At 72.8% G+C, this 26744-nt stretch carries 22 protein-coding genes; 9 read left to right on the top strand and 13 right to left on the bottom strand.

Annotated elements, in window-relative coordinates:
* Nucleotides 1–37 precede the first annotated feature (37 nt).
* Nucleotides 38–1594: a 5-oxoprolinase/urea amidolyase family protein gene (locus WFK95_RS06600; RefSeq protein WP_336670227.1), complete on the bottom strand. Its 1557-nt coding sequence runs from the start codon at nucleotides 1592–1594 to the stop codon at nucleotides 38–40.
* On the bottom strand, nucleotides 1581–2921 hold the full coding sequence (locus WFK95_RS06595) for an MFS transporter (RefSeq protein ID WP_336670226.1): 1341 nt from the start codon (nucleotides 2919–2921) through the stop codon (nucleotides 1581–1583). The genes WFK95_RS06600 and WFK95_RS06595 overlap by 14 nt, the downstream gene beginning before the upstream one ends.
* A 129-nt stretch (nucleotides 2922–3050) precedes the next feature.
* Between WFK95_RS06595 and WFK95_RS06590 the strand changes: the two genes are divergently transcribed.
* Both WFK95_RS06590 and WFK95_RS06585 read left to right on the top strand, forming a co-directional pair.
* Complete coding sequence (locus WFK95_RS06590; protein ID WP_336670225.1) at nucleotides 3051–3713, top strand: GntR family transcriptional regulator; 663 nt, start codon at nucleotides 3051–3053, stop codon at nucleotides 3711–3713.
* 40 nt (nucleotides 3714–3753) lie between these two features.
* A complete protein-coding gene (locus WFK95_RS06585; protein ID WP_336670224.1) occupies nucleotides 3754–4665 on the top strand; it encodes a hypothetical protein in 912 nt (303 codons plus the stop codon).
* Here WFK95_RS06585 and WFK95_RS06580 read toward each other — a convergent pair.
* Together WFK95_RS06580 and WFK95_RS06575 are read right to left on the bottom strand one after the other, a co-directional pair.
* A complete protein-coding gene (locus tag WFK95_RS06580) occupies nucleotides 4652–5278 on the bottom strand; it encodes a LysE family translocator (RefSeq protein ID WP_224647998.1) in 627 nt (208 codons plus the stop codon). The two genes, WFK95_RS06585 and WFK95_RS06580, sit on opposite strands and share 14 nt — an antisense overlap.
* A gap of 52 nt (nucleotides 5279–5330) precedes the next feature.
* Nucleotides 5331–6293 carry an AraC family transcriptional regulator gene (locus WFK95_RS06575; protein ID WP_224647997.1) on the bottom strand — a complete coding sequence of 321 codons (963 nt, stop codon included), beginning with the start codon at nucleotides 6291–6293 and terminating at the stop codon, nucleotides 5331–5333.
* A 189-nt stretch (nucleotides 6294–6482) separates the two neighbouring features.
* Here WFK95_RS06575 and WFK95_RS06570 point away from each other — a divergent pair, with 189 nt between their 5' ends.
* From WFK95_RS06570 to WFK95_RS06560, 3 genes are read left to right on the top strand one after another with little or no spacing between them, the layout of a single operon-like run.
* On the top strand, nucleotides 6483–7286 hold the full coding sequence (locus tag WFK95_RS06570; protein ID WP_336670223.1) for an SDR family oxidoreductase: 804 nt from the start codon (nucleotides 6483–6485) through the stop codon (nucleotides 7284–7286).
* A gap of 14 nt (nucleotides 7287–7300) precedes the next feature.
* The gene (locus WFK95_RS06565; RefSeq protein WP_336670222.1) at nucleotides 7301–8875 is read left to right on the top strand and encodes a flavin-containing monooxygenase; all 1575 of its coding nucleotides are present in this window, start codon (nucleotides 7301–7303) and stop codon (nucleotides 8873–8875) included.
* Nucleotides 8872–10476 (top strand): phytoene desaturase family protein, encoded by a 1605-nt coding sequence (locus WFK95_RS06560; protein ID WP_224647994.1) that lies wholly within the window; start codon nucleotides 8872–8874, stop codon nucleotides 10474–10476. Before WFK95_RS06565 ends, WFK95_RS06560 begins: the two co-directional genes overlap by 4 nt.
* Before the next feature lie 10 nt (nucleotides 10477–10486).
* Here the strand turns inward: WFK95_RS06560 and WFK95_RS06555 are convergent, their stop codons facing one another.
* Genes WFK95_RS06555 through WFK95_RS06545 form a run of 3 tightly spaced genes read right to left on the bottom strand, consistent with a single transcriptional unit; the run spans nucleotide 10487 to nucleotide 15134 of the window.
* Nucleotides 10487–11251: a glycoside hydrolase family 16 protein gene (locus WFK95_RS06555; protein ID WP_224647993.1), complete on the bottom strand. Its 765-nt coding sequence runs from the start codon at nucleotides 11249–11251 to the stop codon at nucleotides 10487–10489.
* 53 nt (nucleotides 11252–11304) lie between these two features.
* Nucleotides 11305–12960 carry an indolepyruvate oxidoreductase subunit beta family protein gene (locus WFK95_RS06550; protein ID WP_336670221.1) on the bottom strand — a complete coding sequence of 552 codons (1656 nt, stop codon included), beginning with the start codon at nucleotides 12958–12960 and terminating at the stop codon, nucleotides 11305–11307.
* Entirely contained in the window at nucleotides 12957–15134 is a 2178-nt protein-coding gene (locus WFK95_RS06545; protein WP_224647991.1) for a thiamine pyrophosphate-dependent enzyme, read from the bottom strand. The genes WFK95_RS06550 and WFK95_RS06545 overlap by 4 nt, the downstream gene beginning before the upstream one ends.
* A gap of 237 nt (nucleotides 15135–15371) precedes the next feature.
* On the opposite strand from WFK95_RS06545, the gene WFK95_RS06540 reads away from it, so the two are divergent.
* A complete protein-coding gene (locus WFK95_RS06540) occupies nucleotides 15372–16139 on the top strand; it encodes a cyclase family protein (RefSeq protein WP_224647990.1) in 768 nt (255 codons plus the stop codon).
* Between the two features lie 64 nt (nucleotides 16140–16203).
* On the opposite strand, the gene WFK95_RS06535 is transcribed toward WFK95_RS06540, so the two are convergent.
* From WFK95_RS06535 to WFK95_RS06510, 6 genes are read right to left on the bottom strand one after another with little or no spacing between them, the layout of a single operon-like run.
* Entirely contained in the window at nucleotides 16204–17526 is a 1323-nt protein-coding gene (locus WFK95_RS06535; RefSeq protein WP_336670220.1) for an MFS transporter, read from the bottom strand.
* On the bottom strand, nucleotides 17523–19880 hold the full coding sequence (locus WFK95_RS06530) for a bifunctional salicylyl-CoA 5-hydroxylase/oxidoreductase (protein ID WP_336670219.1): 2358 nt from the start codon (nucleotides 19878–19880) through the stop codon (nucleotides 17523–17525). Before WFK95_RS06530 ends, WFK95_RS06535 begins: the two co-directional genes overlap by 4 nt.
* Nucleotides 19881–19911: 31 nt before the next feature.
* Nucleotides 19912–21561 carry an AMP-binding protein gene (locus WFK95_RS06525; RefSeq protein WP_336670218.1) on the bottom strand — a complete coding sequence of 550 codons (1650 nt, stop codon included), beginning with the start codon at nucleotides 21559–21561 and terminating at the stop codon, nucleotides 19912–19914.
* Between the two features lie 13 nt (nucleotides 21562–21574).
* On the bottom strand, nucleotides 21575–22489 hold the full coding sequence (locus tag WFK95_RS06520; RefSeq protein WP_336670217.1) for an acyl-CoA thioesterase: 915 nt from the start codon (nucleotides 22487–22489) through the stop codon (nucleotides 21575–21577).
* Nucleotides 22486–22941 (bottom strand): cupin domain-containing protein, encoded by a 456-nt coding sequence (locus tag WFK95_RS06515; protein WP_336670216.1) that lies wholly within the window; start codon nucleotides 22939–22941, stop codon nucleotides 22486–22488. Before WFK95_RS06515 ends, WFK95_RS06520 begins: the two co-directional genes overlap by 4 nt.
* 31 nt (nucleotides 22942–22972) lie before the next feature.
* The gene (locus WFK95_RS06510) at nucleotides 22973–23803 is read right to left on the bottom strand and encodes a fumarylacetoacetate hydrolase family protein (protein WP_336670215.1); all 831 of its coding nucleotides are present in this window, start codon (nucleotides 23801–23803) and stop codon (nucleotides 22973–22975) included.
* 126 nt (nucleotides 23804–23929) lie between these two features.
* On the opposite strand from WFK95_RS06510, the gene WFK95_RS06505 reads away from it, so the two are divergent.
* The 3 genes from WFK95_RS06505 (at nucleotide 23930) to WFK95_RS06495 (ending at nucleotide 26739) form a co-directional block, all read left to right on the top strand.
* A complete protein-coding gene (locus WFK95_RS06505; protein WP_336670213.1) occupies nucleotides 23930–24340 on the top strand; it encodes a RidA family protein in 411 nt (136 codons plus the stop codon).
* 46 nt (nucleotides 24341–24386) lie between these two features.
* A complete protein-coding gene (locus WFK95_RS06500; RefSeq protein WP_336670212.1) occupies nucleotides 24387–25208 on the top strand; it encodes a PaaX family transcriptional regulator in 822 nt (273 codons plus the stop codon).
* A gap of 136 nt (nucleotides 25209–25344) precedes the next feature.
* Nucleotides 25345–26739, top strand: a complete 1395-nt coding sequence (locus tag WFK95_RS06495) for an MFS transporter (RefSeq protein ID WP_336670211.1) — start codon at nucleotides 25345–25347, stop codon at nucleotides 26737–26739.
* Nucleotides 26740–26744 lie beyond the last annotated feature (5 nt).

Raw genomic sequence — 26744 nt, 5'->3', positions numbered from 1 at the left:
GTAACCACATCCCGGCGCTGCGGACCGGCGCTTTCACTCACCCATCGGACGTCGCGTCCGTCGCCGCGAACCGCACCGACGATCCGAGCGGCAGCTGCGCGAGCCGGTCCAGGTGGTGCTCCGCCACGACGGCGAGCACCGGATAGCCGCCGGTCGTCGGGTGGTCGACGACGAAGACGACCGGCTCGCCGGACGGCGGGACCTGGATCGCGCCGGGCACGAGCGCCTGACTCTGCACCTCGCCGTCGGCGCGCGCGAGCGGTGTACCGGCGAGCCGGACGCCGACGCGGTCGCTCTGCGGCGTGACCTCCCACGACTCGTCGAGAAGGTGCGCCCAGGCGCCACCGGGGAACAGGTCCGCGTCGGGCCCGGGAACAACGTCGAGCACCGTCGGGCTACTCCCGTCCGGGAGGGTGGGCAGGGCTTCGGGCTCCCCGACGACCGTGCGCGGCGCGCGGCCGACGGGCAGCACGTCGCCGGCGGCGACCGGCGCTGGCCCGAGGTGCGCGAGGACGTCCGTGCTGCGGCTGCCGAGTACCGCGGGGACGTCGACACCGCCCCGCACGGCGACGACGACGCGCAGGCCCGCCGTCACCGGGCCGACCTCGAGGAGATCACCGTCGTCGAGGGCGAAGGGACGACCGCGCTCGACGGTGCGCCATCGCCCGTCCGGCGATTCGACGACGAGAGCGGCCTCAGCGCCGGTCACGGCGACCACCTGCTCCCCCGCGGCGACGAGTTCCATCCCGCCCCCGGCGTTCTCGATCCCCGCGGTCCCGGCGGGGTTGCCGACGAGCCGATTGGCCTGCCGCAGCGCACCGCGATCCGCGGCGCCCGACCGGGTGACGCCGATCGCGGCGCGCCCCGGCCGCCCGAGGTCCTCGACGAGGCTCTGCAGCCCCGTCTCCCGCACGACGAGCCCCCGGCCCGCGCGCGGCGCGGGCGGGCGCGGCGGCGTCCCCACCGGGACCTCGATGCGCGCGCGGACCGCGGTGAACCGCACGCGCGCGCCCGGGACGAGCAGCGCGGGCGGGTCGCGGTCGAGGGACCAGAGCTCGGCGTCGGTGCGGCCGATCAGCTGCCAACCGCCGGGCGAGGTGCGCGGGTACACCGCGCTGTACTCCCCCGCCAGCCCGACGGCGCCGGCCGGCACCCGCACGCGCGGCGAGGCCCGCCGCGCGATCTCCGGCCCCGGCTCCGTCGAGCGGAGGTAGGCGAAACCGGGCGCGAAGCCGAGGAAGCCGACGTGCCAGGCGCGCGCGGTGTGCATCCGCACGACGCCCGCCTCGTCGGTGCCGAGCTGCTCGGCGACGTCGCGCAGGTCCTCGCCGTCGTAGACGACGCCGATCTCGACCAGCGGCCCGTCCAGGGTGATGACGTCCGGCGGCGGCATTTCCGCGAGCAGGCGCTCGCCCTCCGCCGCCGACCCGGCACCGTCGAAGACGACGGTGACGGTCTCGCCCCCGGCGACGAGCTCGCGCTGCCCGGGGAGCGGCTCGGCGGCGAGGCGGGCGCGCAGCGGTTCGACGGTGCCGGGCGTGACCCGGACGCGCACGGCGCGGGCGCCGAGGCGGCGGACGTCAGCGGGGAGCATCGACACCGTCCGGGGCGTCGGCGAGCAGCTCCAGCTCCTCCTCCGGGTCGGGGTCGCGGCCGAGCGCCATGCCCGCGACCGTGGCGACGGCGGTCACGGCGACGTAGACCGCGATGATCACCCAGGAATCGGTCCAGCGGAACAGCACGGTGAAGATGAGCGGCGCCATGCCGCCGCCGACGACGCCGGCGAACGTGTAGGCGAGGGAACTGCCCACGTAGCGCAGCCGCGCGGGGAACTGCTCGGTGATGAACGCCGCCTGCGGGCCGTACATCAGCGCGTGCAGCGACATCCCGACGACGACGCCGAGAGTCAGCAGGACGCGGCTGCCGGACTGGATCATGAGGAACAGCACCGGGACCCACGCCGCGGTGAGGACCGCGCCGACGCCGTAGACGAGGCGGCGGTTGAACCGGTCGGTGAGCGCGCCGGCGAGCGGCATGGCGAAGACCTGCACCGCCGATCCGGTGAGCACCGCCGTCAGCACGTGGCTGGTCGGGAAGTCCAGTTCCTTCGTGGCGTAGCTCGCGAGGAACACGGTGAGCAGCGAGTACAGCACGTCGGGGCAGATCCGCGAGAGCGCCGCGGCGAGCAGCGCCCGCGGGTGCCCGCGCAGCACCTCGGAGATCGGGGCCTTCGGCTGCTCCGCACGCTCGGCGATGGCCTGGAAGACGGGCGTCTCCTCCAGCTTGAGCCGGATCATGAGCCCGAAGACCACAAGCACGGCCGAGAGCAGGAAGCCGATCCGCCAGCCCCAGTCGCGGAAGGCGTCCTCGGTGAGCAGGGCAGCGACCAGGGCGAGCACGCCGTTCGCCATGAGATTGCCGACGGGCACGCCGATCTGGGCCGCGGACGCCCAGAAGCCGCGCTTGCGCGGGTCGCCGAACTCGCTGGAGAGCAGCACCGCGCCGCCCCACTCGCCGCCGACGCCGACGCCCTGCGCGAACCGCAGCAGCACGAGGATCGTCGGGGCGATCACGCCGATGGTGCCGTAGCTCGGCAGCACGCCGATGAGCACCGTGGCGATGCCGATCAGGAGGAGCGTCGCGACCAGGACGTTCTTGCGCCCGATGCGGTCGCCGAGCCGGCCGAAGACGACCCCGCCGATGGGCCGGGCGAAATAGCCGACGGCGAAGGTGGAGAACGAGAGGAGGAGCCCGATGAACGGATCCTCCGCGGGGAAGAAGACGTGCGGGAAGACGAGCGCGGACGCGACGGAGTACAGCGCGAAGTCGTAGTACTCGAGGGAGGTGCCGGTCAGGCTCGCGACGTACGCCTTGACGGCGCCCTTCTGCACGGCGCCCTGCTCGGGCTGATCAGTGGACATGGATGGTCTCTTCTCGGTGAGCGGTCGGCGCTGATGTGATCCACACCATAGATGATTGTTGAACAATCTGTCACTACCGCGCGCCCGATTTGTTCAACAAAGTTCGGCACCGCTCCGTACGATCGAGCCGTGAGCACAGGCAGACAGCGCGGCCACGCCGCCACGGAGGCCACCGACGACCTGCGGCGCGCCATCGTCGAGGGCACCCTGCGCCCGGGCGACCCGCTGCGCGAGGAGCGCCTGGCGGCGGAGCTCGGCGTCTCGCGGAACACCCTGCGCGAGGCGATGCGCACGCTCGCCCACGAGGGGCTGATCGTGCACGAGGCCAATCGGGGCGCCCGGGTCACCGCCCCGACCCGCGCGTCCGTCCGCGACATCTACCTGGTGCGGCGCACCGTCGAACCGCCCGCGCTCCGCACCGCGGGTCCGGATCACCCCGGCGCGGTCCGGATGCGCGATGCGGTGGCGACGGCGCAGGCGGCGGCGCGGCTCGGCGACTGGCAGGCGGTCGGCACCGCCGACCTGGCGTTCCACCGCGCGATCGTCGGGCTCAGCGACAGCCCCCGGCTCGACGCGGTCCTCGACTCGATCCTCGCCGAGCTGCGCCTCGCCTTCGGGGCGATCGCGGACCCGGAGTTCCTGCACGCCCCGTTCCTCGACGACAACGTGACGATCCTCGAAACGTTCCTCGACGGCCGGGGCGACGAGGCGGCGGACCTGCTCGCGGAGTATCTCGTCCGCTCGGAGGAGACCCTGTTCGGCGCGCAACCGGTCTCGAAACTCACATCGTGAGTGGCGGCCGCCGCGAGCACACCACCGTAGAATAAGTTCTATGTTCGAAGGACTTCTGGCCCTCGGGATCCGCACCGGGACGATTCTCCGCGTCTCCCTCCCCGACGGTGCGGTCGAGACGCTGTACACCGACGAGGCCGGGGCCTCGCCCGACGGCGTTCTCGTGGAGGGCGGCCGGATCTACTGGACGACGATGGGCCGCCCCGACCGCGCCCCGGGGACCTCGAGCGAAGAGGGCCTCGACTTCTCCGCCCGCACGGGCGGCGTCCACTCCGTCCTTCTCGACGGCACCGACCTGCGCGACCTCGTGCCGGCGGGCGCGATGACCACCGGGAAGCAGCTCGCGTCCGACGGTGCCGGCACGCTCTTCTGGGCCGACCGCGAGGGTTGCCGGGTGAGTTCGGTGCGGACGGACGGCACCGGGCTGCGCGACCTCGTCGTCAACGTTCCCGAGCCCGACCGGCTCGCCGAATGCGTGGGCGTCGCCGTCGATCCCGCGCGCGGCCACCTCTATTGGACGCAGAAGGGGCCCGCGAAGGGCGGCCGCGGACGCATCCTGCGCGCCGGCCTCGAACTCCCCTCCGGCGCGTCGCCGGACGACCGCCCCGACGTCGAGACGCTGTGGGACGGCCTGCCCGAGCCCATCGACCTCGAGATCGTCGGCGACACCCTGTACTGGACCGACCGCGGCGCCGCGCCCGACGGCAACTCGCTCAACCGGGCCCCGCTCCCCGCGGTCGGCACGCGCGGGGCCGCACCGACGATCCTGGCGCGCGGCTTCGACGAGGCCATCGGCCTGGCCGTGGACGCCGCCTCCGGGCTCGCCTACGTCTCCGACCTGGGCGGCCGCATCTGGCGCGCGCCGCTCGACGGCCGCGCCCCCGAGATCCTCGTCGACCTCGGCACGCTCGTGTCCGGCATCGTCGGCCTGCCGGCCGCTACCGCTCGGTGACCAGCTTGGCGCCGAAGCCGATGAGCGCGACACCCGCGACGCCGTCCAGCATCCGCCGGGTGCGGGGCGTCCGCATCCAGCGGGTCACCGTGCCGGCGGCCGCGATCAACACGCCGCAGTAGACCGCCGTCAGCGCGATGTAGACGCCGCCCAGGGCGAGCGTCGTCCAGGTCACCGAGTAGCCGGCGGGCACGAAGCCCGGGAGCAGGCTCACGAACAGCACACCGATCTTCGGGTTGAGCAGGTCGGTGAGGAAGCCCGCGGTGAAGCCGCCCGTGCGCCACGACGTCTCCATCGGGGCGGCCGGCTGCTCCCCCAGCGCCGTGCCGCGTATCACCGCACGCAGGGACTGCACGCCCATGTAGATCAGGTACGCGGCGCCGACCACCTTGAGCGCGGTGTAGCCGTATTCGCTGGCCTTGAGCATCGCCGAGAGCCCGAGCACCGCGGCGAGCACCCAGATGACGAGGCCGCTGAGCACCCCGAGGCTGGTGCGCAGCCCGGTACCGCGGCCGCCCTGCGCCACGCCGCGCACCACGACGAGGGTGTCGGGTCCGGGCACGATGACGAGCACGGCGGAGGCGGCGGCGAACGAGAGCAGGGCGACGAGCATTCGGTGATCCAATCAGAAACCCCGGGCTACGCGGAAGTCGACTCCGCGCTCCTCAGGCCGTCGCCGCGGCCGTCTCGCTCGGCGACTCCCCGAAGCGCTCCCGGTAGTCGACGGCGAACCGACCCAGGTGCGTCAGCCCCACGCTCAGCGCGACGTCGGTGACCGTGCGCCCCGGATGCATCGCGTCCAGCAGCCGGGCGCGGGCGGCGAGCAGTCGCCGCTCCTTGACGACGGCGATCGGCGTCGAGTCGAGTTCGGATCGGCAGGCCTCGCGCAGCGCGCGGACACTCACCCGCAGGCGCTCCGCGAGCCAGCCCGGGCCGAGCGGGTCGGCGAGGTGGTCGTCGACGAGCGCGACCATCCGCGAGCCGAGACTGGCGGCACCGTCCGCCGCCGCGGCGAGGGCCGCGCTGTAGTTGTGCGGCTGCACGTCGAGGAGCTGGTTCACGACTCCGCGGGCGAGGTACTCGGAGCAGTCGGCACCGCCCACTGAGGAGGAGCCGCGCAGGGCCTCGTCGCCGAGGAAGCGCACCATCCGGACCCAGGACGCGACGTCGGGACGGCGCAGGTCCATGCCCACGTCGAACCGCAGCGGCGTCGTGACCTCGCTGCCGAGCCGGCGCATGAGCTCCCGGTCGACGGTGCTGCGCCGCAGCCGCACGCAGAGCTGCGGGTTGCCGCGCTGCCAGGTCATCGACGTCGGCGACGTGGGCGACAGGACGGTGGCGAGATGGGGAGAGGACTGGACCCGCGTGGCGCCGTGCTCCACGACGGCCCGGCCAGCGAGCGGGATCTGCACCAGGTAGAAGGTGGCGAGCGGCCCGGGACGGATCTGGACCGGCTCGCCGTAGTCGAGGTGCACGAGGCCCATCGAGCCGATGGTGTCGATGCGCAGGCGCATGTCGATGGCGTGCGCGCGACCCACCGGGTCGAGCCGGTGGTCGCAGAAGAAGTCGGCCACCCGCGCCCGGGCTACGTCGACGTCCCTCGTCCTCAGGACCGTCGGAGCGGTCACGGACACCTCCCTGTGGCGTGGATCACGTCCCCATCATGTGCTGCATTCCTGCCTGTCGTCAAGCAGGCGCAATACCGCGAACTGGATAGTGGGCGCGCCGAAGCGGATAGCAGGGCTATGACCTGCGTCACTACCGTCCGGATCGATCGGCGCCCGCACGGCGCCACGGACTCGACGCGAGGTGGAGGCATGACGGGAAATCTGGACGGGCGTACAGCGATCGTGACCGGTGGGGCGACCCTGGTCGGGCACGGCGTGGTGGAGGCGTTGCACGCGGAGGGCGCGACGGTGATTGTCGCCGACATCGACGCCGACGGTGCGCGGGCGATCGCGGATCGGCTCGGCGAGCGCGTGATCGCGCGCACAACGGACATCACCGACGACGCACAGGTCGCGGACCTGGTCGCCGCGACCGCCCGCGAGCACGGCGGGCTCGACATCGTCGTCAACCTCGCCTGCACCTACCTCGACGACGGGGCCGACACCGCCCGCGCGGACTGGCTGACGGCCTTCGACGTCAACGTCGCGAGCGCGGTCCGCGTCGCGGCGGCCGCGCGGCGCGCACTGGCCGCGAGCGGGCACGGGTCGATCGTGAACTTCACATCGATCTCCAGCTCGGTGGCGCAGACCGGCCGCTGGGTCTACCCCGCCTGCAAGGCGGCGCTGGTCCAGATCACCCGGTCGATGGCGATGGACTATGCGGCCGAGGGGATCCGGGTGAACTCGGTCAGCCCCGGCTGGGTGTGGTCGAAGATCATGGACACCGTCTCCGAGCACGACCGCGCGCACACCGACGGCGTCGCCGCGCCCTTCCACCTGACGGGCCGCGTCGCCGACCCGATCGAGGTCGGCCGCGTGGTCGCCTTCCTGTGCTCCGACGCCGCGTCCGTCGTGACCGGCGCCGATTGGGCCGCCGACGGCGGCTACTCCGCGATGGGGCCGGAACAGGCCGCCCCCGCGATCCCCCTGTTGGCCCCCGCGGGCACCGAGTAGGAGAACACACAGCCATGCGTATCGCCGTGATCGGAGCCGGCTTCGCCGGAGTCTCCGCAGCCAAGGTCCTCACCCAGTTCGGCCACGACGTCACCGTCTACGAGAAGGCCCCCGACATCGGCGGGGTCTGGAGCGCGTCGCGCCGCTACCCGGGCCTGCGCACCCAGAACAACAAGGGCACGTACTGCCTGTCGGATCAGACGATGCCGCGGCACTACCCGCAGTGGCTCGAGAGCGCGCAGGTGCAGGAGTACCTCGACGGCTACGTCGACCGGTTCGGCCTCCGGGACCGATTCCGGGTGTCCACCACCGTCATCTCCGCCACCCTGTCCGAGCCCGACGGTGCGCCGTCGGAGTCCGACGTGACCGCGAACCCCGCGCTGCGGCCGGTCACCTGGTCGGTGACCGCTGAGGGCCCGGAGGGCGTGAGCACCGAGGAATACGACTACCTGGTGAGCGCGAACGGGATCTTCTCGGCGCCGTCCATCCCGGGGTGGCCGGGCCGCGAGGCCTTCGAGGCGGCGGGCGGGCGACTCTGCGCGCCCGGCGACGTGCACTCGCTCGACGAGGTGGCCGGCCGCGACGTGCTGGTCGTGGGCTACGGCAAGTCGGCCTGCGACGTGGCATCGGCGATCGCACCCGTCACCGGCAGCGCCACGGTGATCGCACGGAAGCTGCTGTGGAAGATGCCGCGGCACCTCGGCGGCGCGATCAACTACAAGTTCCTCATGCTCACCCGGCTCGGCGAGGCCCTGTTCGAGTACCAGCGACTGCAGGGCGTGGAGGCCTTCCTGCACGGCGCGGGCAAGCCCGTGCGCAACGGCATGCTCGCGAGCCTGCAGGCCGTGGCGACGCGCCAGCTCAAGCTCAAGGAGTACGGGCTCGTGCCGGACGGCGACTTCGAGCGCATCGCGCGCAGTACGGTCAGTCTCGTGAGCGAGGGCTTCTTCGAGGCGGTGCAGGATGGCAGCCTCGCGGTGCGCCGCGACACGGAGATCGCCGAGCTGCTCGTCGAGGACGGCCGCCCGGCGGCGCGCCTGTCCGACGGGTCGACGGTGCCGGCCGACGTCATCATCGCGGCGACGGGATGGCGGCAGGACGTGCCCTTCCTGGACGCCGACGTGCAGGCCCGGCTCACCGACGCGAACGGCGACTTCGAGCTCTACCGCTTCATCCTCCCGCACGAGGTCCCCGGCCTCGCCTTCGTCGGCTACAACTCCTCCTTCTTCTCGCCGCTGTCGGCCGAGATGGCCTCGCTCTACGTCGCGCACGTCCTCGACGGCGCGGCCGAGCTGCCGCCGGTACCGGAGCGCCGCGAGCAGGTCTCGGCGCGGCTGCGCTGGATGCGCGATCGCACCGAGGGGCACCACGCCCGCGGCACGAACCTGATCCCGTTCTCGATGCACAACATCGACGAGATCATCGAGGAGATGGGCCTGAAACTCTCGCGGCGCCAGCGGGTGCGCGAGTGGCTGCTCCCGCCGAAGCCCGCGGACTACCGGTGGGTGACCAGGCGCCTCCTCGCGCGCCGGCCCCGCCCGGCCGCCTCGGCGGTCCCGTCCGGAGCCGGACCGAGGCGCGCCGCATGACGGCCGACGTCGTCGTCATCGGGTCCGGCATCAACGGGCTCGTCGCCGCGGCCGAGCTCGCGGGTTCCGGCCGGTCGGTGTGCCTCATCGAGGCCGCCGACCGGCTCGGCGGCTTCCTCGCGAGCGACGAGCTCACGCTGCCGGGCTTCGTGCACGACACCTACTCGTCGTGGCACCCCCTCTTCGTCACCGGCGGCGCGTACGCGACGCTCGGCGAGGACCTGCACCGGCACGGTCTCGCGTACGCGAACGCCGACGACGCCGTCACCGGGTCGGTTTCCGGCGACCGCCCCGCGGTGGTCGCGCACCGGGACCCGGCGCGCACCGTCGAACAGTTCTCGGAGCGGGACCGCGCCGCCTACCTGGCGATGCTCGACCGGATCGGCGGCGACCTCGACGTCATCGGCGCCCTGCTGGGCAACGAGACCCGAGCCCCGGGGGTGCTGGGCCACGCGGCGACGATGCTGCGGCGCGGCCTGGGCCGTACCGAGGGCTGGGTCCGCGACGCCGCGACGAGCGGGCGACGCTGGGGCCGGCGGACGTTCGAGGGCACCGAGGTGGACCAGCTCTGGGCGCCGTGGCTATTGCACGCGGGCCTGAGCCCCGACAGCGCCTCGGGCGGGCTGATGATCCCGGTCTTCGCGGCGACGATGCACGGCGCGGGCCTGCCGGTCGCCGTGGGCGGGCAGCGGGCCTTCCTCGACGCCTTCGCGTCGCTGCTCGCCGAGCGGGGCGTCGAGGTCCTGACGGGAGCTCCGGTCGACCGGATCCTCGTCGAGTCGGGCCGCGCCGCGGGCGTCATGGTCGGCGGGCGCCGGATCGACGCGCGGCAGGCCGTCCTCGCCTCGGTGACGCCGACGGCGCTGTACTGCGACCTGCTCCCGGAATCGGCCGTGCCCGAGGCGGTCCGCGCCGAGGCGCGCGGCTACCAGTACGGCCGGGCGGCGATGCAGGTGCACGTCGCGCTGGATGAGCCGCTCGAGTGGTCCGACCCCGCGCTCGACGGCGCGCCGTTGGTGCACCTCACCGCCGGCTCGGACTCCGTCGGCGTCGCGTGCGCGCAGGCCGAGGCGGGCCTGCTGCCCGCCCGTCCAACGGTGGTCGTCGGGCAGCAGGCCCTCATCGATCCGAGCCGGGTCCCCGCGGGCCGGGGCATGCTGTGGCTGCAGTTGCAGGAGGTCCCGTTCGCGCCGGTCGGCGACGCGGCGGGCGAGCTCGACACGTCCGCGGGCTGGACCGACGAGCTGGTCGCCGGCTACGTCGACCGGGTGCTCGGACTCGTCGAGGAGGCGGCGCCGGGCACCCGGGACGCGGTCCTCGCCGTCAGCGCGATCAGCCCCGTCGACCTGGCGGCCGCGAACCCCAATGCCGTGCAGGGCGATCCGTACTGCGGTGCCGCGGAGCTGGACCAGAACATCTTCTGGCGACCCGGGCCGCTCACCGCCCGTCACCGCACCGCGGTCGACGGGCTGTGGCACATCGGGGCCGCCACTCACCCGGGGCCGGGCCTCGGTGGCGGCTCCGGTCACCTCGTCGCGCAGGAACTGCTCAAGCGCGACGACGGTGCCCTCACCCGCGTCCGGCGCCTGCTCGGCCGCTGAGCGGCCGTTCCTACGAGCGGATCGCGGTGGCGGGGCCGAGGCCGGTTCCCGTCACCGCGGACACCGTCATGCTCGGCGTGATCGCCGGGTCCCCCACCCGGTCGGGGAAGTCGAAGATCCCGAGGATGAGCATCATCGGGTAGTCCGGCGCTTGGGGACTGACGCGCGTGACGGTGCCGTCGATGGAGAAGGTCACGCGCCCGGGCTCCCAGTCCGCGCGGTACGTGTGCGGCCGGCTCACGTCGACGGCGTGGCGTTCGGCGGAGAAGTCCTCCGTCAGCGCGGGATCGCGGAAGCGATGGATGCCCTGGCCGACTGCGGCGATCCCGTCCTCGATCGCGTCGCCGAAGACCTCCACGAGGCAGATCTCGCCGCAGCGTTCGACGCGGTCCTCCAGCCCCACCATCCACGCGGCGAACATCGACCGGGGCGTGAGCACGGCCGAGCAGGTGACGGCGATGCCGCCGAAGTGCGGCGCGAACCCGAGGCGGGTGGCCTGCTCCTCCTGCACGGTCTGGCCGGGGAGGAAGGGCTGCGGCGCGTCCGTCGATCCGACGGGGCCCGACCGGTTCGCGGAGTGGATGCCCGAGACGCGCAGCGGGGTGGGGTGCGTGTCCGGACACCACGGGCCCTGTTCCGGCGGGATCGAGAGCGTGAGCCCGTCCGGGCCCGCCGCGACCGTCGCGCGGGCGGCCGCCCGCGAACTCCACGCCGGCAGGTACGAGTCCGTCCAGATCGTCGGGTCGAGCCGGTCGAAGGTCTCGCGGAACTCCATCGCCCGATCCTCGCACGGAGCGCCCCGCACGACCGGCGAAGCGGCGCCGAACCCTACGCCGCGGTGCGGCGCAGGGCGGCGAGGCCGTCGCGGAGCTTCCCGCCGTCCTCGTCGGCCACCGCGGCGTCCACCAGGCGCCGCATCCGCTCGGCGGCGTCGGGCAGCCCGCGCACCAGTTCCAGCCCCTCCATCAGCAGGCCGAAGCTGTCGACGCCGTGGGCGTGGGTCTGCCCGTAGCCCTTGAGGACCCGCGCGGCGACGATCACCTCGGTCGCGAGCGCGGGATCGGTGCGGCCCACCGAGGTCACGGTGTCGAGCCAGGTGTCGATGAAGACCTGCTCGCGGCCGAACCGCAGGGACCGCGGCCGCAGCGGCCGCATCCGGGCGAGGGTGGAGAGTGTGGCGTAGCCCCAGACCGAGGTGGTGTTGATGATGAAGCCGCGGTGGCACACCGTATCGACGGCCTTGGCGAAGGCCCGGTTGTGCTCGAGCGCGCGGCCCAGGGCGGTGGGCATCGTGTCGGTGATCTCGTCGACCTGCGGGTGCAGGTACTCGTGGACCCGCATGACCTGCTCGTCGCCGGGCCGCACCTCGGCGCGCACGCGGTCCATGCGCCGGCCGCGCACCTTCTGCAGCGCGACGTGCACCGTGTCCTGGTAGCTCATCCACAGCGCGATGTGCCGCGCCGCCTCCACGGTGAGCCGGGCCTGCCCCTCGTGGTCCGGATCGAGGGCGCTGATCCGCGCGACGCGGTCGAGGTAGCGGTCCGCGTAGGCGAGGTCCTGGTAGACGGCGGTGCGCTCGAGCCCGTGCAGCAGCATCGACGCGGCGGCCGGCGGGAAGGACCGCGCGACCCGGCGGGCCCGGTCGGCGAGCGCGGGACCGACGAGCGATTCCGGTGCGCGCGCCGCGATCTCGTTGCGCTCGGTCTCGCGGTCGGCCTTGAGCTCCTCGGGCGTCTTCGGCCGCCGCACCTGCAGGGTCAGCGGCACGGGAGCACTGCCGGACGGCGCCGGGGCGGGGGCCTGCGCCCGGGCGGCGTCCTCCGCGAGGCTCTGCCGCGCCCGCTCGTACCCGGCGGCGAACGCCGCGAGCGAGGTCTCGACACCCTTGCCGCCCTTGCGGATCGCCTCCTCGAAGTCCTCGCGCGGGAAGGGCAGGGCGCCGCTGCCCGCGAGGGCGCCGAACAGCGCCGCGCTGATCACGCTGCCGTTGTCGCGGGCGAGCGTCGCGAAATCACCGGAGACGAGGGTCTTCGCCGCGGAGGCGGCACCGTCGAGCAGAGCCGCCGAGTCGACCCGGCCGTCGTCGAACGTGGACTTCTCGAGGATCGAGTAGACCCGATTGAGTGAGGCGATGAGGGTGGTGCGGTCCGGGGTGACGAAGCCGCGCTGCACCGCACGGCCGGCCTCCATGAGCTCGGACGCGATGAGCACATCGACCTCGCCGGGCGTGGGCATGAGCGAGAGGATCGGCGTCTCGCGGGCGCGCCCGGTCCCGCTGCGGTGCGTGACGTCCGGCGGGAAGAGCTCGGCGTAGTAGACAGTGGCTCCGGTGCGCTGGGCGACGCCGGCGACGGAGGTGTTCTGCGCGGTCCAGCCCTCGTCCTCGCCGAGCGAGACGATCCAGTCGGCGAGGACGCCACCGCCCTCGCCGCCCATGGCGAGTACCGCGACGGTGATGGGCCGTTGCCCCTGGGTCCAGGTCATGAGAAGGCCTCCGTGGATTCGAAGCGGGCCGCGCGGCCCTCGAGGCCGCGACCGAGGCGCTCGGACACGGCGCCGCGCACGCGGTCGCGGATCCGGTCGACGCGGGTGGGATTGGTGACGACGTCCGTGCGGTAGAACGACGGGCAGAGGGCCGCCGCGTGCGCGTTGTTGCCGCACACACCGCAGCCGACGCAAGTGTCGGTGACCGCGGCGACGGGGTCGGTCCGCATGGGGTCGGGGTTGGGCGCGATGGTCAGCGACGGGCAGCCGGAGATCCGCATGCAGGCGTGATCGCCCGTGCAGGTCTCCGGGTCGACGCCGAACCGCTGGGTGACGACGCGCTTGCCGGCCTTGACCGCCGCGGCCCGTTCCGGCTTCTCGCGACGCTGCTTGTTCAGCTGACACTCGCTCTGCGCGACGATGACCTTGGGGCCCTTCTTCTTGCTGGTCAGGGCGTCGACGAAGACGTCGCGCATCTTCGCGACGTCGAAGGTGTCGGGCATCGTCTTCGCCCACTTCACGCCGACGCCGCGCACCGCCCGTTCGATCGGGTTGTTGGTGCTGCGGTCGGGCAGGATCGCGCGGGAGGAGAGCAGGTCCTGGCCGCCGGTGGCGGCCGCGTAAGCGTTGTCCACCACCACCAGGAGCTGGTCGGACTCGTTGAAGACGGCGTTGCCGACGCCGGAGGTGAGGCCGTTGTGCCAGAAGCCGCCGTCGCCCATCACGGCGACGCCGCGCCGGCCGGCGTCCTTGCTGCTCAGCGCGGCGCCACCGGCGGAGCCGAGGCCGTAGCCCATCGTCGTGGCACCCAGGTTGAAGGGTTCGTTGATGGCGAACAGGTGGCAGCCGATGTCCGCGCTCACGTGATGCTCCACGCCGGTCTCGCGCTCGGCGAGCTTGAGCGCGGAGAAGATCGGCCGCTCCGGGCAGCCGGTGCACAGGCCGGGCGGGCGGGGCTGGACGGCGCGGCCGTCGACCCGCTCGGTGAACGGGCTGCGCGGGTCGCCCGCCGGGAGGAGCACCGCGGGATCGCCGGTGACCAGCTCGGGGGCGTACCGGCCGAGGAACTCGGCGGCGCCCTTCGTGACGGCGATCGGGGTGTACTCCCCCGCCTTCGGCAGCACGTCCTTGCCGTGCAGCGCGGTGTCGAGGCCGTTGCGGCGCAGGATCGCGTTGAGGTTCTGCTCGATGTAGTCGGGCTGCCCCTCCTCGAGGAGCAGGACCGCGTCCTTGTCGGCGCAGAACTCGACGATCTCCTCGTCGATCACCGGGTACGTCACGTTCATGACGTAGAGCGGGACCGCGGTGTCGCCGAAGGCGTCCGAGCAGCCGAGGAGTTCCAGCGCGCGGTTGAGGGTGTTGTAGAGGCCGCCCTGCACGATGAGGCCGACCTTGCCGTCCGCCGGGCCGAAGGTCTCGTTGAGGCCGTGCTCGCGGATGTACTGGACGGCCGCGGGCCAGCGGTGGGCGATCTTCTCCTGCTCGTGCTGGAAACTCGCGGGCGGCAGCACGATCCGACTGACGTCGCGCTTCGGGTTCTCCATCGCCTGCTCGACGGTCATCTGCGGCCGCCGGTTCTCCCTCGTCGTGAAGGTGCCGTGCAGGTGGCACGAGCGCAGCCGCAGCTCCAGCATGACCGGGGTGTTCGACGCCTCGGACAGCGCGAAGCCGTGCTCCACCGCGTCCACGATGGCGGTGTGGTCGGGCCGCGGATCCAGCAGCCACATCTGCGATTTCATCGCGAAGGCGTGGGAGCGCTCCTGCATGATCGAGCTGCCCTCGCCGTAGTCCTCGCCGACGATGATGAGCGCGCCGCCGGTGACGCCGCCGCTGGCGAGGTTGGCCAGCGCGTCGGAGGCGACGTTGGTGCCCACCGTCGACTTGAAGGTGATCGCGCCGCGCAGCGGGTAGTGCACCGAGGCGGCGAGCATCGCCGCGGCGGTCGCCTCCGAGGCACTGTTCTCGAAGTACACGCCGTACTCGTCGAGGATCTCGCGGGCATCGCCGAGGACGTCCATCAGGTGGCTGATCGGCGCCCCCTGGTAGCCGCCGACGTACGCGACGCCGGACTGCAGCAGCGCCTTCGTCACCGCCAGGATCCCCTCGCCCTCGAACCGGGTCCCCGGTTCCTGGCGCAGCTTGAGGACTTCTTTCGCAAAGGAGCGTTCCGCCATGCCCCGACCTGCCTTCCACGTATCACGGGCCGTGTGATGCATCCCACGCTAGCCTCGCTCCGGGACGGGTTGAAGAGCCCGCGCGGTGCCCGCGCCGATCGGGACAGCGGGCGGTCGCGATCTGGATAGCCGGGCCGTTCGGCGCGTCCTACCGTCGGGCGCAGCCGCCGCTTTCCGACGGTGCGGCCCGCGCGGCCGCTCAGCCGACACCGGCCCGTGCCGGGGAGAAGAGGACCCATGCTCACCGAACTCGCCACCGCCCTCGCGGGCGGGAGGATCCGGGTGCTCGACCTGACCACGCCGCTCTCGGCGGACACCCCGACGCTGCGCCTGCCCGAGCCCTTCGTGAACCTCATCGACTTCAGCCTGGAGCGGGTCGCCGCGTTCGAGCCGACGGCGCCGGCCTGGCAGCACAACAACATCCACACCGGCGAGCACATCGGCACGCACGTGGACGCCCCGTGCCACTGGATCACGGGCCGTGACGGCGCCGACGTCAGCCAGCTGCCGCCCGGGCGCCTCGTCGGTCCGGCGTGCGTGATGGACTTCGCCGACCGCGCCGCGGCCGATCCGGACTGGCTGCTCGACGTCGCCGACGTGCAGGGCTGGATCGCCGAGCACGGGGCGATCCCGGAGGGCGTGTGGCTCCTGCTGCGCACGGGCTGGGATCAGTACGGCGGCGACCGCGAGCGCTTCCTCAACCTCGACGAGAACGGCTCGCACACCCCCGGCGTCTCCGCGGCCTGCGCGCGGTGGTTGGCCGAGGAGGTCCCGATCTCCGGCTTCGGCGTGGAGACGGTGGGCATCGACGCGGGCAATGCGGCGATGCTGGAGCCGCCCTTCCCCGCGCACAACTTCCTGCTCGGCGCGGACAAGTACGGCCTGACGAGCCTGCGGAACCTCGCGCAGTTGCCGCCCCAGGGCGCGGTGATCGTGGTCTCGCCGCTGCCGATCGTCGGCGGCACCGGCTCCCCCGCCCGCGTCCTCGCCCTCGTCGAGGACTGACCTCCGAACACACCGGAACGGCGGCGCCCCACCGGGGACGCCGCCGTTTCCGTACGCACGCGGGTCAGGTCCGGGCGGTGACGCTCTCCTCCGGCTCCGGGGCCCCGTCGGATTCGCCCCGCAGGAGCGGGAGCGCGGCCACCGCGAGCGCGGCGATGCCGCCGACGACGGCGAAGAAGACGAAGTTGGCGCGGTAGCCGAAGCCTGCCCCTGCGATGAACCCGCCCACGATCGGCCCCACGATGGCGCCGACGCGCGCGAAGGACAGCGCCATCCCGGTCGCCGCGGCGCGGATCCGGGCCGGGTAGTAGTGCGCCACCCAGCCGGTGAGCACCAGCGAGGTCGAGATGGAGCCGATCCCCGCGATGCCCACCAGGAGGTAGTTGACCACCATCGGGCCGCGGAACATCAGGGCGAGGATGCCGAGCGCGCCGACCGCGTAACAGACCACGAGGACCGGCTTCTGGCCCCGCCGATCGGCGAGCAGTCCGACGACGATCCCGCCGATCGCGGAGGCGAGCGAGAAGACGAGCAGGAACATCAGCGACGAGCCGAGGTCGTAGCCGGCCTTGCGCATGATCTGCGGCAGCCACGTGTTGAGCCCGTACACCAGCAGCAGGCCGCAGAACAGGGCCAGCCAGAAGCAGGCGGTTGCCACTCGGTACCGCGGGGAGAAGACGACCCGGAGCGCATCGAGGAAGCCCTCCCGCTCCCCCCGCTCGGCGCGCGCTGCGGCCGGAACCGCCGGCGGCGGTTCGATGCCCAGCCTGCGGGCCTCCGCGGCGGCGCGGTCGGTCTGCCCGCTCGCCGCGAGCTGCTCGATCGACTGCGGCAGCGCGACCGCGAGGATCGGCACCAGGATCACGGCGCCGAAACCGAGGCCCATCACCCAGCGCCAGCCGAGGGCGTCGAGGGACAGCACGGCGACCAGCGCCGCGAGCATGATCCCCAACGAGTAGCCGGAGTACATGATCCCGTAGTTCCTCGACTTCTTGGCCGGCGGCGAGAACTCGATGGTGTAGGCGGCGGCGATCGGGATGACGCCGCCGAGGCCGAGCCCGCCGACGAACCGGAACAGCCCGAGGACCTCGGGGCTGGGCGCCAGCGCGACGCCGAGCTGCGGCAGCGCGCACAGCGCCACGGCGACGAGCAGCATGTTCTTCCGCCCGACCCGGTCGGCCAGCACGCCGATCGTGGTGGCGCCGATGAGCATGCCCACCAGCGACCACGCCGCGAGGCCGCCGATCTCGACCGCGCTGAGCGACCAGGGCTCGTAGGCGAGCAGGCCCGGCACCACGGCGCCGAAGACGCCGACGTCGTAGCCCTCGGCGAGGATCGCGATCCAGCAGCACAGCAGGACTCGGCGGGTCACCGCGGCGGGGATCACGGGGTCCACCGCACGTGCGCGGCGAGCTCGGGCTCCTCGTCGCGCAGCAGCGCGAGGCGCGGGCGCACGGCGTCGGTGCGAGCGCTGGGCGGCTTGCGGTTGCCCGCGCGGAACTGATCCGGCCACTCGGCCCCGGGCCCGGCGTACTTCTGGTCGGCCGCGGCGTGCAGCGTCCACTGCGGGTCATACAGGTGAGCGCGGCCGAGGGCGCAGAGATCGGCGCGGCCCGCGAGCAGGATCGAGTTGACGTCGTCGTAGGACGAGATCGCGCCGACGGCGACCACCTTCACGCCGGCGGGACCGGCGACCTCATTGCGGATGCGGTCCGCGTACGGGGTCTGGTAGCTCCGCCCGAAGGCGGGCCGTTCGTGCTTGGCGACCTGGCCGGTGGAGACGTCGACGAGGTCGACGCCGTGCTCGCAGAAGGCGCGGGCGATCTCCAACGCCTCGTCGATGTCGTTGCCGTCCGGGATCCAGTCCGTGGCCGACAGGCGCACGGAGACCGGCCGGTCGGCGGGCCAGGCGGCGCGGACGGCGTCGAACACCTCCAGCGGGAAGCGCAGCCGATTCTCGACGGAACCGCCGTACTCGTCGGTGCGGGTGTTCGAGATCGGCGAGAGGAACGAGGAGATCAGGTAGCCGTGGCCGGCGTGGAACTCGAGCAGGTCGAAGCCCGCCTCGGCGCCGCGGCGGGCGGCGTCGGCGAACTCCCCGACGACGCGGTCCATGTCGGCACGCGTCATCTCCCGGGGCACCGCGCTGTCCGGGCCGTAGGGCAGCGCCGACGGTGCCATGACCTCCCAGTTGTCGGCGTCGAGCGGATCGTCGATCCCCTCCCACATGAGTTTCGTCGAGCCCTTGCGGCCCGAATGGCCGAGCTGCAGGCCGATCTTCGCGCCGGAGTACGCGTGGACGGCGTCGACGACGCGGCGCCATCCCTCGCGCTGCTCGTCGGTGTAGAGGCCGGTGCAGCCGGGCGTGATCCGGCCGTCGGCGGAAACGCAGACCATCTCGGTCATCACCAGGCCGGCGCCGCCGAGCGCCTTCGAGCCGAGGTGCATCACGTGGAAGTCGTTCGGCAGGCCGTCGACGGCGGAGTACATGTCCATGGGCGAGACCACGATCCGGTTCTTCAGCCGCAGGTCGCCGATGGTGACCGGGTGGAACATCGCCGGGATCTCGGGCCCGGCGCCGGTTCCGGCGCCGAACGAGCGCATGACCCGGTCGGCGAAGTCCGCGTCGCGGAGCCGGAGGTTGTCGAAGGTGATCCGGCGGCTGCGGGTGAGCAGGTTGAAGGTGAACTGCACCTGCTCCTGCTCGCGGTAGCTGCCGATGGTCTCGAACCATTCCAGGGAGGCCTGCGCCGCGCGCTGCGTCGACTCGACGACGGGCCGCCGCTCCACTTCGTAGACCTTGAGCGCGGTGCCCAGGTCGCCGTTCTCGTGCAGGCACGCCGCCAACGACAGTGCGTCCTCCATCGCGAGCTTGGTGCCGGAGCCGATGGAGAAGTGCGCGGTGTGCGCGGCGTCCCCGAGCAGCACCAGGTTCCGGTGCACCCAGCTGGTGTTGCGGACCGTGGTGAAGGTGATCCACTGCGAGTTGTTCGCGAGGATCCGGCCGTCGCCGAGATAGGGCGCGAAGATCTCGGCGATCCGGGCGATGGCGGCGTCGTCGTTCTCGCCGGGCGCGAAGGCGCGGTCCGCGGTGGCGTCGAATCCCGCTCGGAGCCAGACGTCCTCGGCCATCTCGACGATGAAGGTGCTGCCCTGGTCGGAGTAGGGGTAGCCGTGGATCTGCATGGTGCCCCACTCGGTGTCCTCCACGATGAACGTGAAGGCCTCGAAGACCTTGTCGGTGCCGAGCCACATGTACTTGCACCGGCGCCGGTCCAGGTCGGGCTCGAAGCCCTCGGCGAACCGGGTCCGCGCGGCGGAGTTGAGACCGTCGGCGGCGAGGACGAGATCGTGCGTCGCCATCAGCTCCTCGACGTCGGGCGCCGGCGTCGCGAACCGCACGTCCACCTCGAGATCGAGGCAGCGGCGCTGCAGGAGGGCGAGCAGGTCGTGCCGGTTCATGGCGGCGAAGCCCTGGCCGCCCACGGTGTTCCACTCGCCGCGGTAGTGCACGTCGATGTCGGTCCACCGGGCGAAGTGGGACTCCATCTGCCCGTAGATGACCGGGTCGGCGTTCTCGATGCCGCCGAGGGTCTCGTCGGAGAAGACGACGCCGAAGCCGAAGGTGTCCTCGGCCCGGTTCCGCTCGAACACCGTGATCTCGTGGTCCGGGTCGAGCTGTTTCATCAGGGCGGAGAAGTAGAGGCCGCCGGGGCCGCCGCCGATCACTGCGATCTTCATGTCTCGAGTCCTTCGTGCTGAGGTGGGCGGATCAGCCGCGGACCGCGGCGTCGGCCTCGCGGGCCAGTTGATCTCGGAGCCGGAAGTGCTGGAGCTTTCCGGAGGGGTTGCGCGGCAGCGCGTCCACGAAGCGGACGTCGCGCGGGTACTTGTACGGCGCCAGGCGGGACTTCACGCCGTCCTGGATGCGCCGCACCATCGCGGGGCCGGTGTCCTCCCCCGCGCGGAGCACGACGAAGGCACACACGACGGCGCCGCGCTCGGTGTCGGGCCGGCCGACGACCGCGGCCTCCACGACGGCGTCGTCGGCGCAGATCGCCGCCTCGACCTCGGGGCCGCCGATGTTGTAGCCGGACGAGACGATCATCGAATCGGAGCGCGCCTGGAAGCGGAACACGCCGTCGGCGTCGCGGACGACGGTGTCGCCGGTGACGTTCCAGCCGTCCACCACGTAACCGAGCTGCCGGGCGTCGTCGAGGTAGCGGCAGCCCGTGGGCCCGATGACGGCCAGCCGCCCCGGGACGCCCGGGCCGACCTCCTCGTCGTCGGGGCCCAGCACCGTCGCGCGGAAGCCGGGCACGGGGACGCCGAGGGCTCCGGCGGCGGTGCGGCCGGGCGCGGTGGAGAGGAAGACGTGCAGCAGCTCGGTGCAGCCGATGCCGTTGACCAGCTCGATGCCGCACTCCTCCCGCACCAGGTCGAAGGTCTCCTCCGACAGGTGCTCGCCGGCGGAGACGCCGACGCGGACCCCGCGGAGCAGTTCCGCGCCGCCGCCGCGGATGATCGCGCGGTAGGCCGTGGGCGCGGTGAACAGGACGGTCACGCCCTGCTCGGCGACGACCTCCGCGAGCCGCAGCGGGGTGGCCCGCTCGGTGAGCACCGTGCTCGCGCCGAAGCGCAGCGGGAACACGACCAGCCCGCCGAGGCCGAAGGTGAAGGCGAGCGGCGGCGATCCCGCGAAGACGTCCTCCGGCCCCGGGCGGAGCACGTGCCGGGCGAAGGTGTCCGCGTTGGCCAGGACGTCGCGGTGGAAGTGCATGGTGATCTTGGGCCGGCCGGTGCTCCCCGAGGTCGGGCAGAGCAGCGCGACATCGTCCGCGGCGGTCGCGACGGGGGTGAAGACGCCGTCCCGACGCGCGGCGCGCTCCTCGAGCCGGTCCGGGTCGTCGCCGCCGATCAGCACCAGGGCTGCGCCGGAGCCGGTGCGCTCCAGCGCCTCCCGCAGGTCGGGTGCGGCCGCCGCACCACTGAGGCAGACCGCGGGCGCGGTCCGCTCCAGGAGATCGACGAGTTCGCCGGGGCGGAGCATGGGCATCGTGGTCACGAGAACCGCACCCGCCTTGAGGGCGCCGAGCCAGGCGGCCACGAGCCACGGCGTGTTGCCCTCGCGCAGCAGCACCCGGTTCCCGGGCCGCACGCCGAGCTCGTCGACGAGGACCTGCGCGACCCGGTCCGAGGCGGCGCGCAGCTCCCTGTAGGTCCACAGGAAGCCCTCGGGCGTCCGGATCGCGGGCCGCTCTCCGAACCGCTCCGCTCCCTCGTCGATGAGCGCCACCGCGGCGTTGACGCGGTCGGGGTACTGGAGCTCGGGCAGGGTGGACTCGAGCGTCGGCCACTGCTCCGCCGGCGGCAGGTGGTCGCGGGCGAAGGTGTCCTCGTGGGCGCTGGGAGACAGGATCATCGTCGGCCTTCCGTCACTGCGCGAGCAGGCCCTCCTGGCACACGGTGGCCAGGTGGGTGCCCTTGCGGTCGTGGAAGCGGCCCGTGTTGAGGCCGCGGGAGGAGCCGACGTTCAGCGACTCCTGCGAGTAGAGGACCCAGTCGTCCAGCCGCGCCGGGCGGTGGAACCACATCGCGTGATCCAGGCTCGCGGTCCGCAGTCCCTCGTCGGACCACGCCGCACCCAGCGCCCGCAGCGAGGGCTCGAGGATCGTGTAGTCACAGCAGTACGCGAGCGCGATGTCGTGCACGGTCTGCTCCTCCGGGAGCTCCGAGAAGGCCTTGATCCACACCGCCTGGCGCGGGACGCGGTCCCGGTCGCCGGGGAGGTAGATCGGGTCCGGGACGTGCCGCATCTCGAAACTGCGGCCGTGCGACCAGTAGTCGGCGTCGGCGCCGTCGCGGCCGACGAGAGCCTGAGCGGAGCTCGGCAGGCTCTCCGGGTCGGGGACGCCCGCGAGTCCGGTCGCCGCCACCTCGCCCACGAGCGGAGCGCCGGGGATCTCCGTGCCTTCGGCTCCCGCGGCGAAGGAGGCGTAGCAGGTGTAGATCACCTTCCCGTTCTGCAGGCCGCGGACGTGACGCGTGGCGTAGCCCCTTCCGTCGCGCAGGATCTCGACCTCGTAGCGCACGTCGCCGCCGATCTCGGCGGGGCGGAGGAAGTAACTGTGGGCCGAGTGCACGGTCTTGCCCTCGACGGTGGCGCACGCCGCGGCCACGGCCTGCGCCACCAGGTCGCCGCCGTAGGCCTTGGGCCAGGGCACGTACTGGGTGGTGGCGGTGAAGGCCCGGTGGCCGTCCGGGGCGTCGCCGGTCTCGGTGAGGCGCACCGCGTCGAGGAAGCGGGCGGAATCGGCCACGTTGCTGTGGAATTCGTTGACGGTGGTCATGCGCGGCGGTACCCCTCGAGCGCGGCGTCCTCGACGTCGTCGAGGTTGACGACGATGTTCTCCGGCGTGCGGCAGGTCAGCCAGACGAGGTCGTCGGTGACGGACATGTTCGCCTCGACGTGGGGCATGTAGGGCGGCACGAAGACCCAGTCGCCCTCGGTCATGTCGGTGTACTGGGCGTAGTCCTCGCCGTAGTAGATCCGGCCGTGGCCGGAGAGCACGTAGCCGCCGGTCTCGGCCTCGCCGTGGTGGTGCGGGAGCGAGCGGTAGCCGGGCTTGTTGCGGACCTGGCCGTACCAGATCTTCGTGGCGGGGGTGTGCTGGATGCTGACGCCGGAGACCCGGATGCAGTCGCCGGACTGCGCGGTGTCGGTGCTCTCCGCGCCGTGCCGGGTGACGACGGGGACGTCGCCGGTGGGTAGGAGTGCGGGGTTGACGATCTGGTCGGTCATTGGGCTTCGCCTTTCGTGGTGATGGGTGCGGTCAGGCTGTGATGCGGATGGTGTTGCGCAGGAGGCCGATCCCCGAGATCTCCGTCTCGAGGACCTGGCCGTCGGCGAGGAAGCGTTGCGGTTCGCGGCCCGCGCCCACCCCGGCCGGGGTGCCGGTGAGGATCAGGTCGCCGGGGCGCAGGCGGGTGAAGCGCGCGGCGTGGTGCAGCAGTTCGGCGGCGGAGAACAGCAGGTCGTCGAGCGGCGCCCGCTGCACGGTCTCCCCGTCGACGCGGCAGGTCACGGTGTGCTCGGCGGGATCGAAGGCGTCGGCGGTGACCACGGCCGGCCCAACGGGCGTGGTCGCGTCCCAGGCCTTCCCGGAGAGCCATTGGGTGGTGGCCCACTGCCGGTCCCGCAGCGAGACGTCGTTGCTGACGGTGTACCCGGCGATCGCCGCCGCGCACTCGTCGACGGAGGCCCGGCGCAGGTCGGCGCCGACCACGACGGCGAGCTCGGCCTCCCAGTCCAGCTTCTCGGTGTCGCCGGCATCGAGCACGACGTCGGCGTCCGGGCCGACGAGGGTGTCGGCCCACTTCGCGAAGAAGGTGGGCTCCTCGGGCACACCGCGACCCATCTCCTCGATGTGCGCGCGGTAGTTGAGCCCGCAGCACAGCACCTTGCCGGGGCTCAGGATCGGCTGCAGCGGGCGGGCCGACGGCGGGAGCGGCTCACCGTCGGCCGCGGCGCGCCGGGCGACGGCGCGCCAGTCGTCCCGGCGCAGCAGGTCGTCGACGCTGGCGGCGCCGGTGCACCGTGGGCCGGATCCGGCGTCGGCGGTGGCGACCGTCCGGTCGCCGAGCTGATGGGTTGCGAGCCTCACGGGAGAGCCTCCGAAGTCGTATGTAGCGATTCTGACGTCCGTCAGATTGGCTGAATGTAGCACGGATCACACCCGGGGACCAGACCCCGATCCAGCACCGATCCGCCTCTGCACGAAAGGAACCCCATGTCCGCCAAGGTCACCGTCAATCCCCCGCAGCTCGCCGTCCCCCGCGGCTTCGCCCACGGCACGCGCGTCGGGAACACGCTCCATCTCGGCGGGCAGACCGCCATGGACGCCGAGGGGGTGATCGTGCCGGGCGGCATCGTCGAGCAGTTCCGGCGCGCCTTCGCCAACGTGCTCGCGACGGTGGCCGAGGCCGGCGGGACGCCGGACGACCTGGTGTCGGTCACCATCTACCTGACCGATGTGCAGGACTACCAGCGCAACGGCAAGGAGATCGGGCGCATCTGGCGCGAGCTCGCCGGCGATCACTACCCCGCCATGGCGGGCATCGGCATCAGCGAGCTGTGGCAGCCCGAGGCGCTCATCGAGATCGCGGGCATCGCCGAGATCGGATCGGGCGCACGGGGGTAACGTCGCGGGGAGCCGGCCCCGCGCCGCACGGCACCGAGGAGGGACGATGACGGAAGCAGCTCGACCGCAGCCGCTGGTCCGCGATCTGATCGTCTCACTCTTCGGGCTCTACGGCCGCGGGGCGGAGCCGCTCCCCATCTCCCAGATCATCGCCCTGATCGGGACCGCCGGACCGGACGAGCAGTCCGTGCGCTCCAGCGTCTCCCGGATGAAGTCCCGGGGCCTCCTCGACGCCGCCGAGGCGGGGCACTACCACCTCGCGGGGCGGCGGGCCGCGGCCTTCGAGGCCGGCGACAGCCGGATCTTCGGCGACCACCCCTACGACCCCGCGGCCGCGTGGTCGCTGGCGGTCTTCTCGGTGCCCGAATCGCAGCGCGCCCGCCGCGTCCTGCTGAAGAAGACGCTGGGCGAGATGGGCTTCGGCGTCGTCGGGGCCAGCGTCTACATCGCACCGTCGGGCATCGGCGAGGAGGCCCGCGCGCGGCTGGCCCGGCTCGAGCTCGACGGCTACGTCGAGTGGTTCGACTTGCACCCGCCGAGCATCGACCGCCTCCGGGCGGAGGCCGCGCAGTGGTGGGACCTGGACGCCGTCGCCGAGGAGTACCGCGACTTCCTCGCGGAGTTCGCGCCCGTGCGGGAACGCTGGGACTCTGCGCCGGGCACGGACGCCGAGGCCTTCGCCGATCACCTCCGTCTGGTCACGGCGTGGCGCGACCTGCCCTATCGGGATCCGGGCCTTCCCGCCGAGGCGCTGCCCGCCGACTGGCCCGGCGCGCCCGCCCGCGAGCTGTTCCTGCACCTGCGCCGAACCCTGGCCGAGCCGGCCGCCCGGTACGCCGGCCACGCGGACCTCGAGCGGCGCGACTGACCCCTGAACACGGCACCCGCCGCCGACCCGCTCGACGTGCGGGTGCCGCGCGCCGCATTGTTAGGATTGCTACCTGCCCACCGCCGATCACGAAGGCACGACCCTGTCCGAGTCATATCCCCGCGCCGCGGTCGCCGTGTTGTGCGCCGCGGGCATCGTGGTCGCGCTCATGCAGACGATCATCGTGCCGCTGATCCCCCAGTTGCCGGGGATGCTCGGCACGTCGCCGACCAACGCCTCCTGGACCCTGACGATCACGCTGCTCGTGGGCGCGGTCGGGACGCCGATCGCCGGGCGCCTCGGCGACATGTTCGGCAAGCGCCGCGTGCTGCTGGGCACCATGGCGGCGGTCGCACTGGGCTCGACGGTGTGCGCCCTCTCGAGCGCCTTCCTGCCCTTCCTGATCGGCCGTGGCCTGCAGGGGCTCGGCATCGGTGCGATCGCCGTCGGCATCAGCATCCTGCGCGACATCGTCCCGGCGGTGCGGCTCGGCTCCGCGGTGGGCACCATGAGCGCCTCCCTGGGCGTCGGCGGCGCCCTGGGGCTGCCCTTCGCCGCGTCGATCGCGCGGCACGTCAGCTGGCACGCCCTGTTCTGGGCGTGCGCGCTCGCGGCCGTGGCCTGCGGCGCCGCGATCCTGCGGTCGGTCCCGGAGGGCCCCGCCGACCCCGGCGGCAGCTTCGACGCGATCGGCACCGTCGGCCTCACCGCCCTCCTGACCTTCGTCCTGCTCCCCCTCTCCAAGGCCTCCGAGTGGGGCTGGACCGACCCGCTGACGCTCGGCCTGTTCGCCGCCTTCCTGGTCACGGGCGCCGCCTGGTGGCGGTACGAGCTGCGCATCCCCAACGCGCTGATCGACGTGCGCACCCTGCTACACCGCCCGATCCTGCTCACCAACGCCGCGTCGATCGCCACCGGATTCGCGTTCTACGCGATGCAGATGATGCCGATCCAGGTGCTCATGGCGCCGGAGCAGACGCCCGCCGGGCTGGGCCTCGGGATGGTCGAGGCGAGCCTCGTCCTCATGCCGAGCGGCCTGGTCATGTTCGCCTTCTCCCGGGTCAGCTCGTGGATCACGGACCGGCGCGGCGCCCGGATCTCGCTCGCTGTGGGCGCCGTGGTCATCGCCGGGGGCTACCTGGTGCTGCTGCTGGCGATCGCCGGGCCGTGGCCCGTGGGCTGGGTCTGGATCCTGGCGTCGAGCGCGCTGGTCGGGGCGGGCCTCGGCATCGCCTATTCGGCGATGCCCGCCCTGATCATGGCGGTGGTCCCGGTCGAGCAGACGGGCGAGGCGAACGGCGTCAACGCGCTGATGCGCTCGGTCGGCACCTCGATGGCCACGGCCGTGGTCGCGATGGTCCTGACCGGCGGCACGGTCGTCACCGCGACCCCGGCCGGCCCCGTCGAAACGCCCTCGGCCGGCGCGTACACGGAGACGATCCTGCTCTGCCTCGCGGTCTGCGCGGTGGCCGTCGCCTGCTCGCTCGCGATCCCCCGACGCCCGACGGCGGACGCCGCGCGCGACTGTTAGGTTGG

The sequence above is a fragment of the Tsukamurella sp. USMM236 genome, assembly GCF_037148755.1.
Taxonomy (GTDB): domain Bacteria; phylum Actinomycetota; class Actinomycetes; order Mycobacteriales; family Mycobacteriaceae; genus Tsukamurella.
Note: the sequence above shows the minus strand (reverse complement) of the source record. Positions and strands in the feature narration are given on the sequence as shown.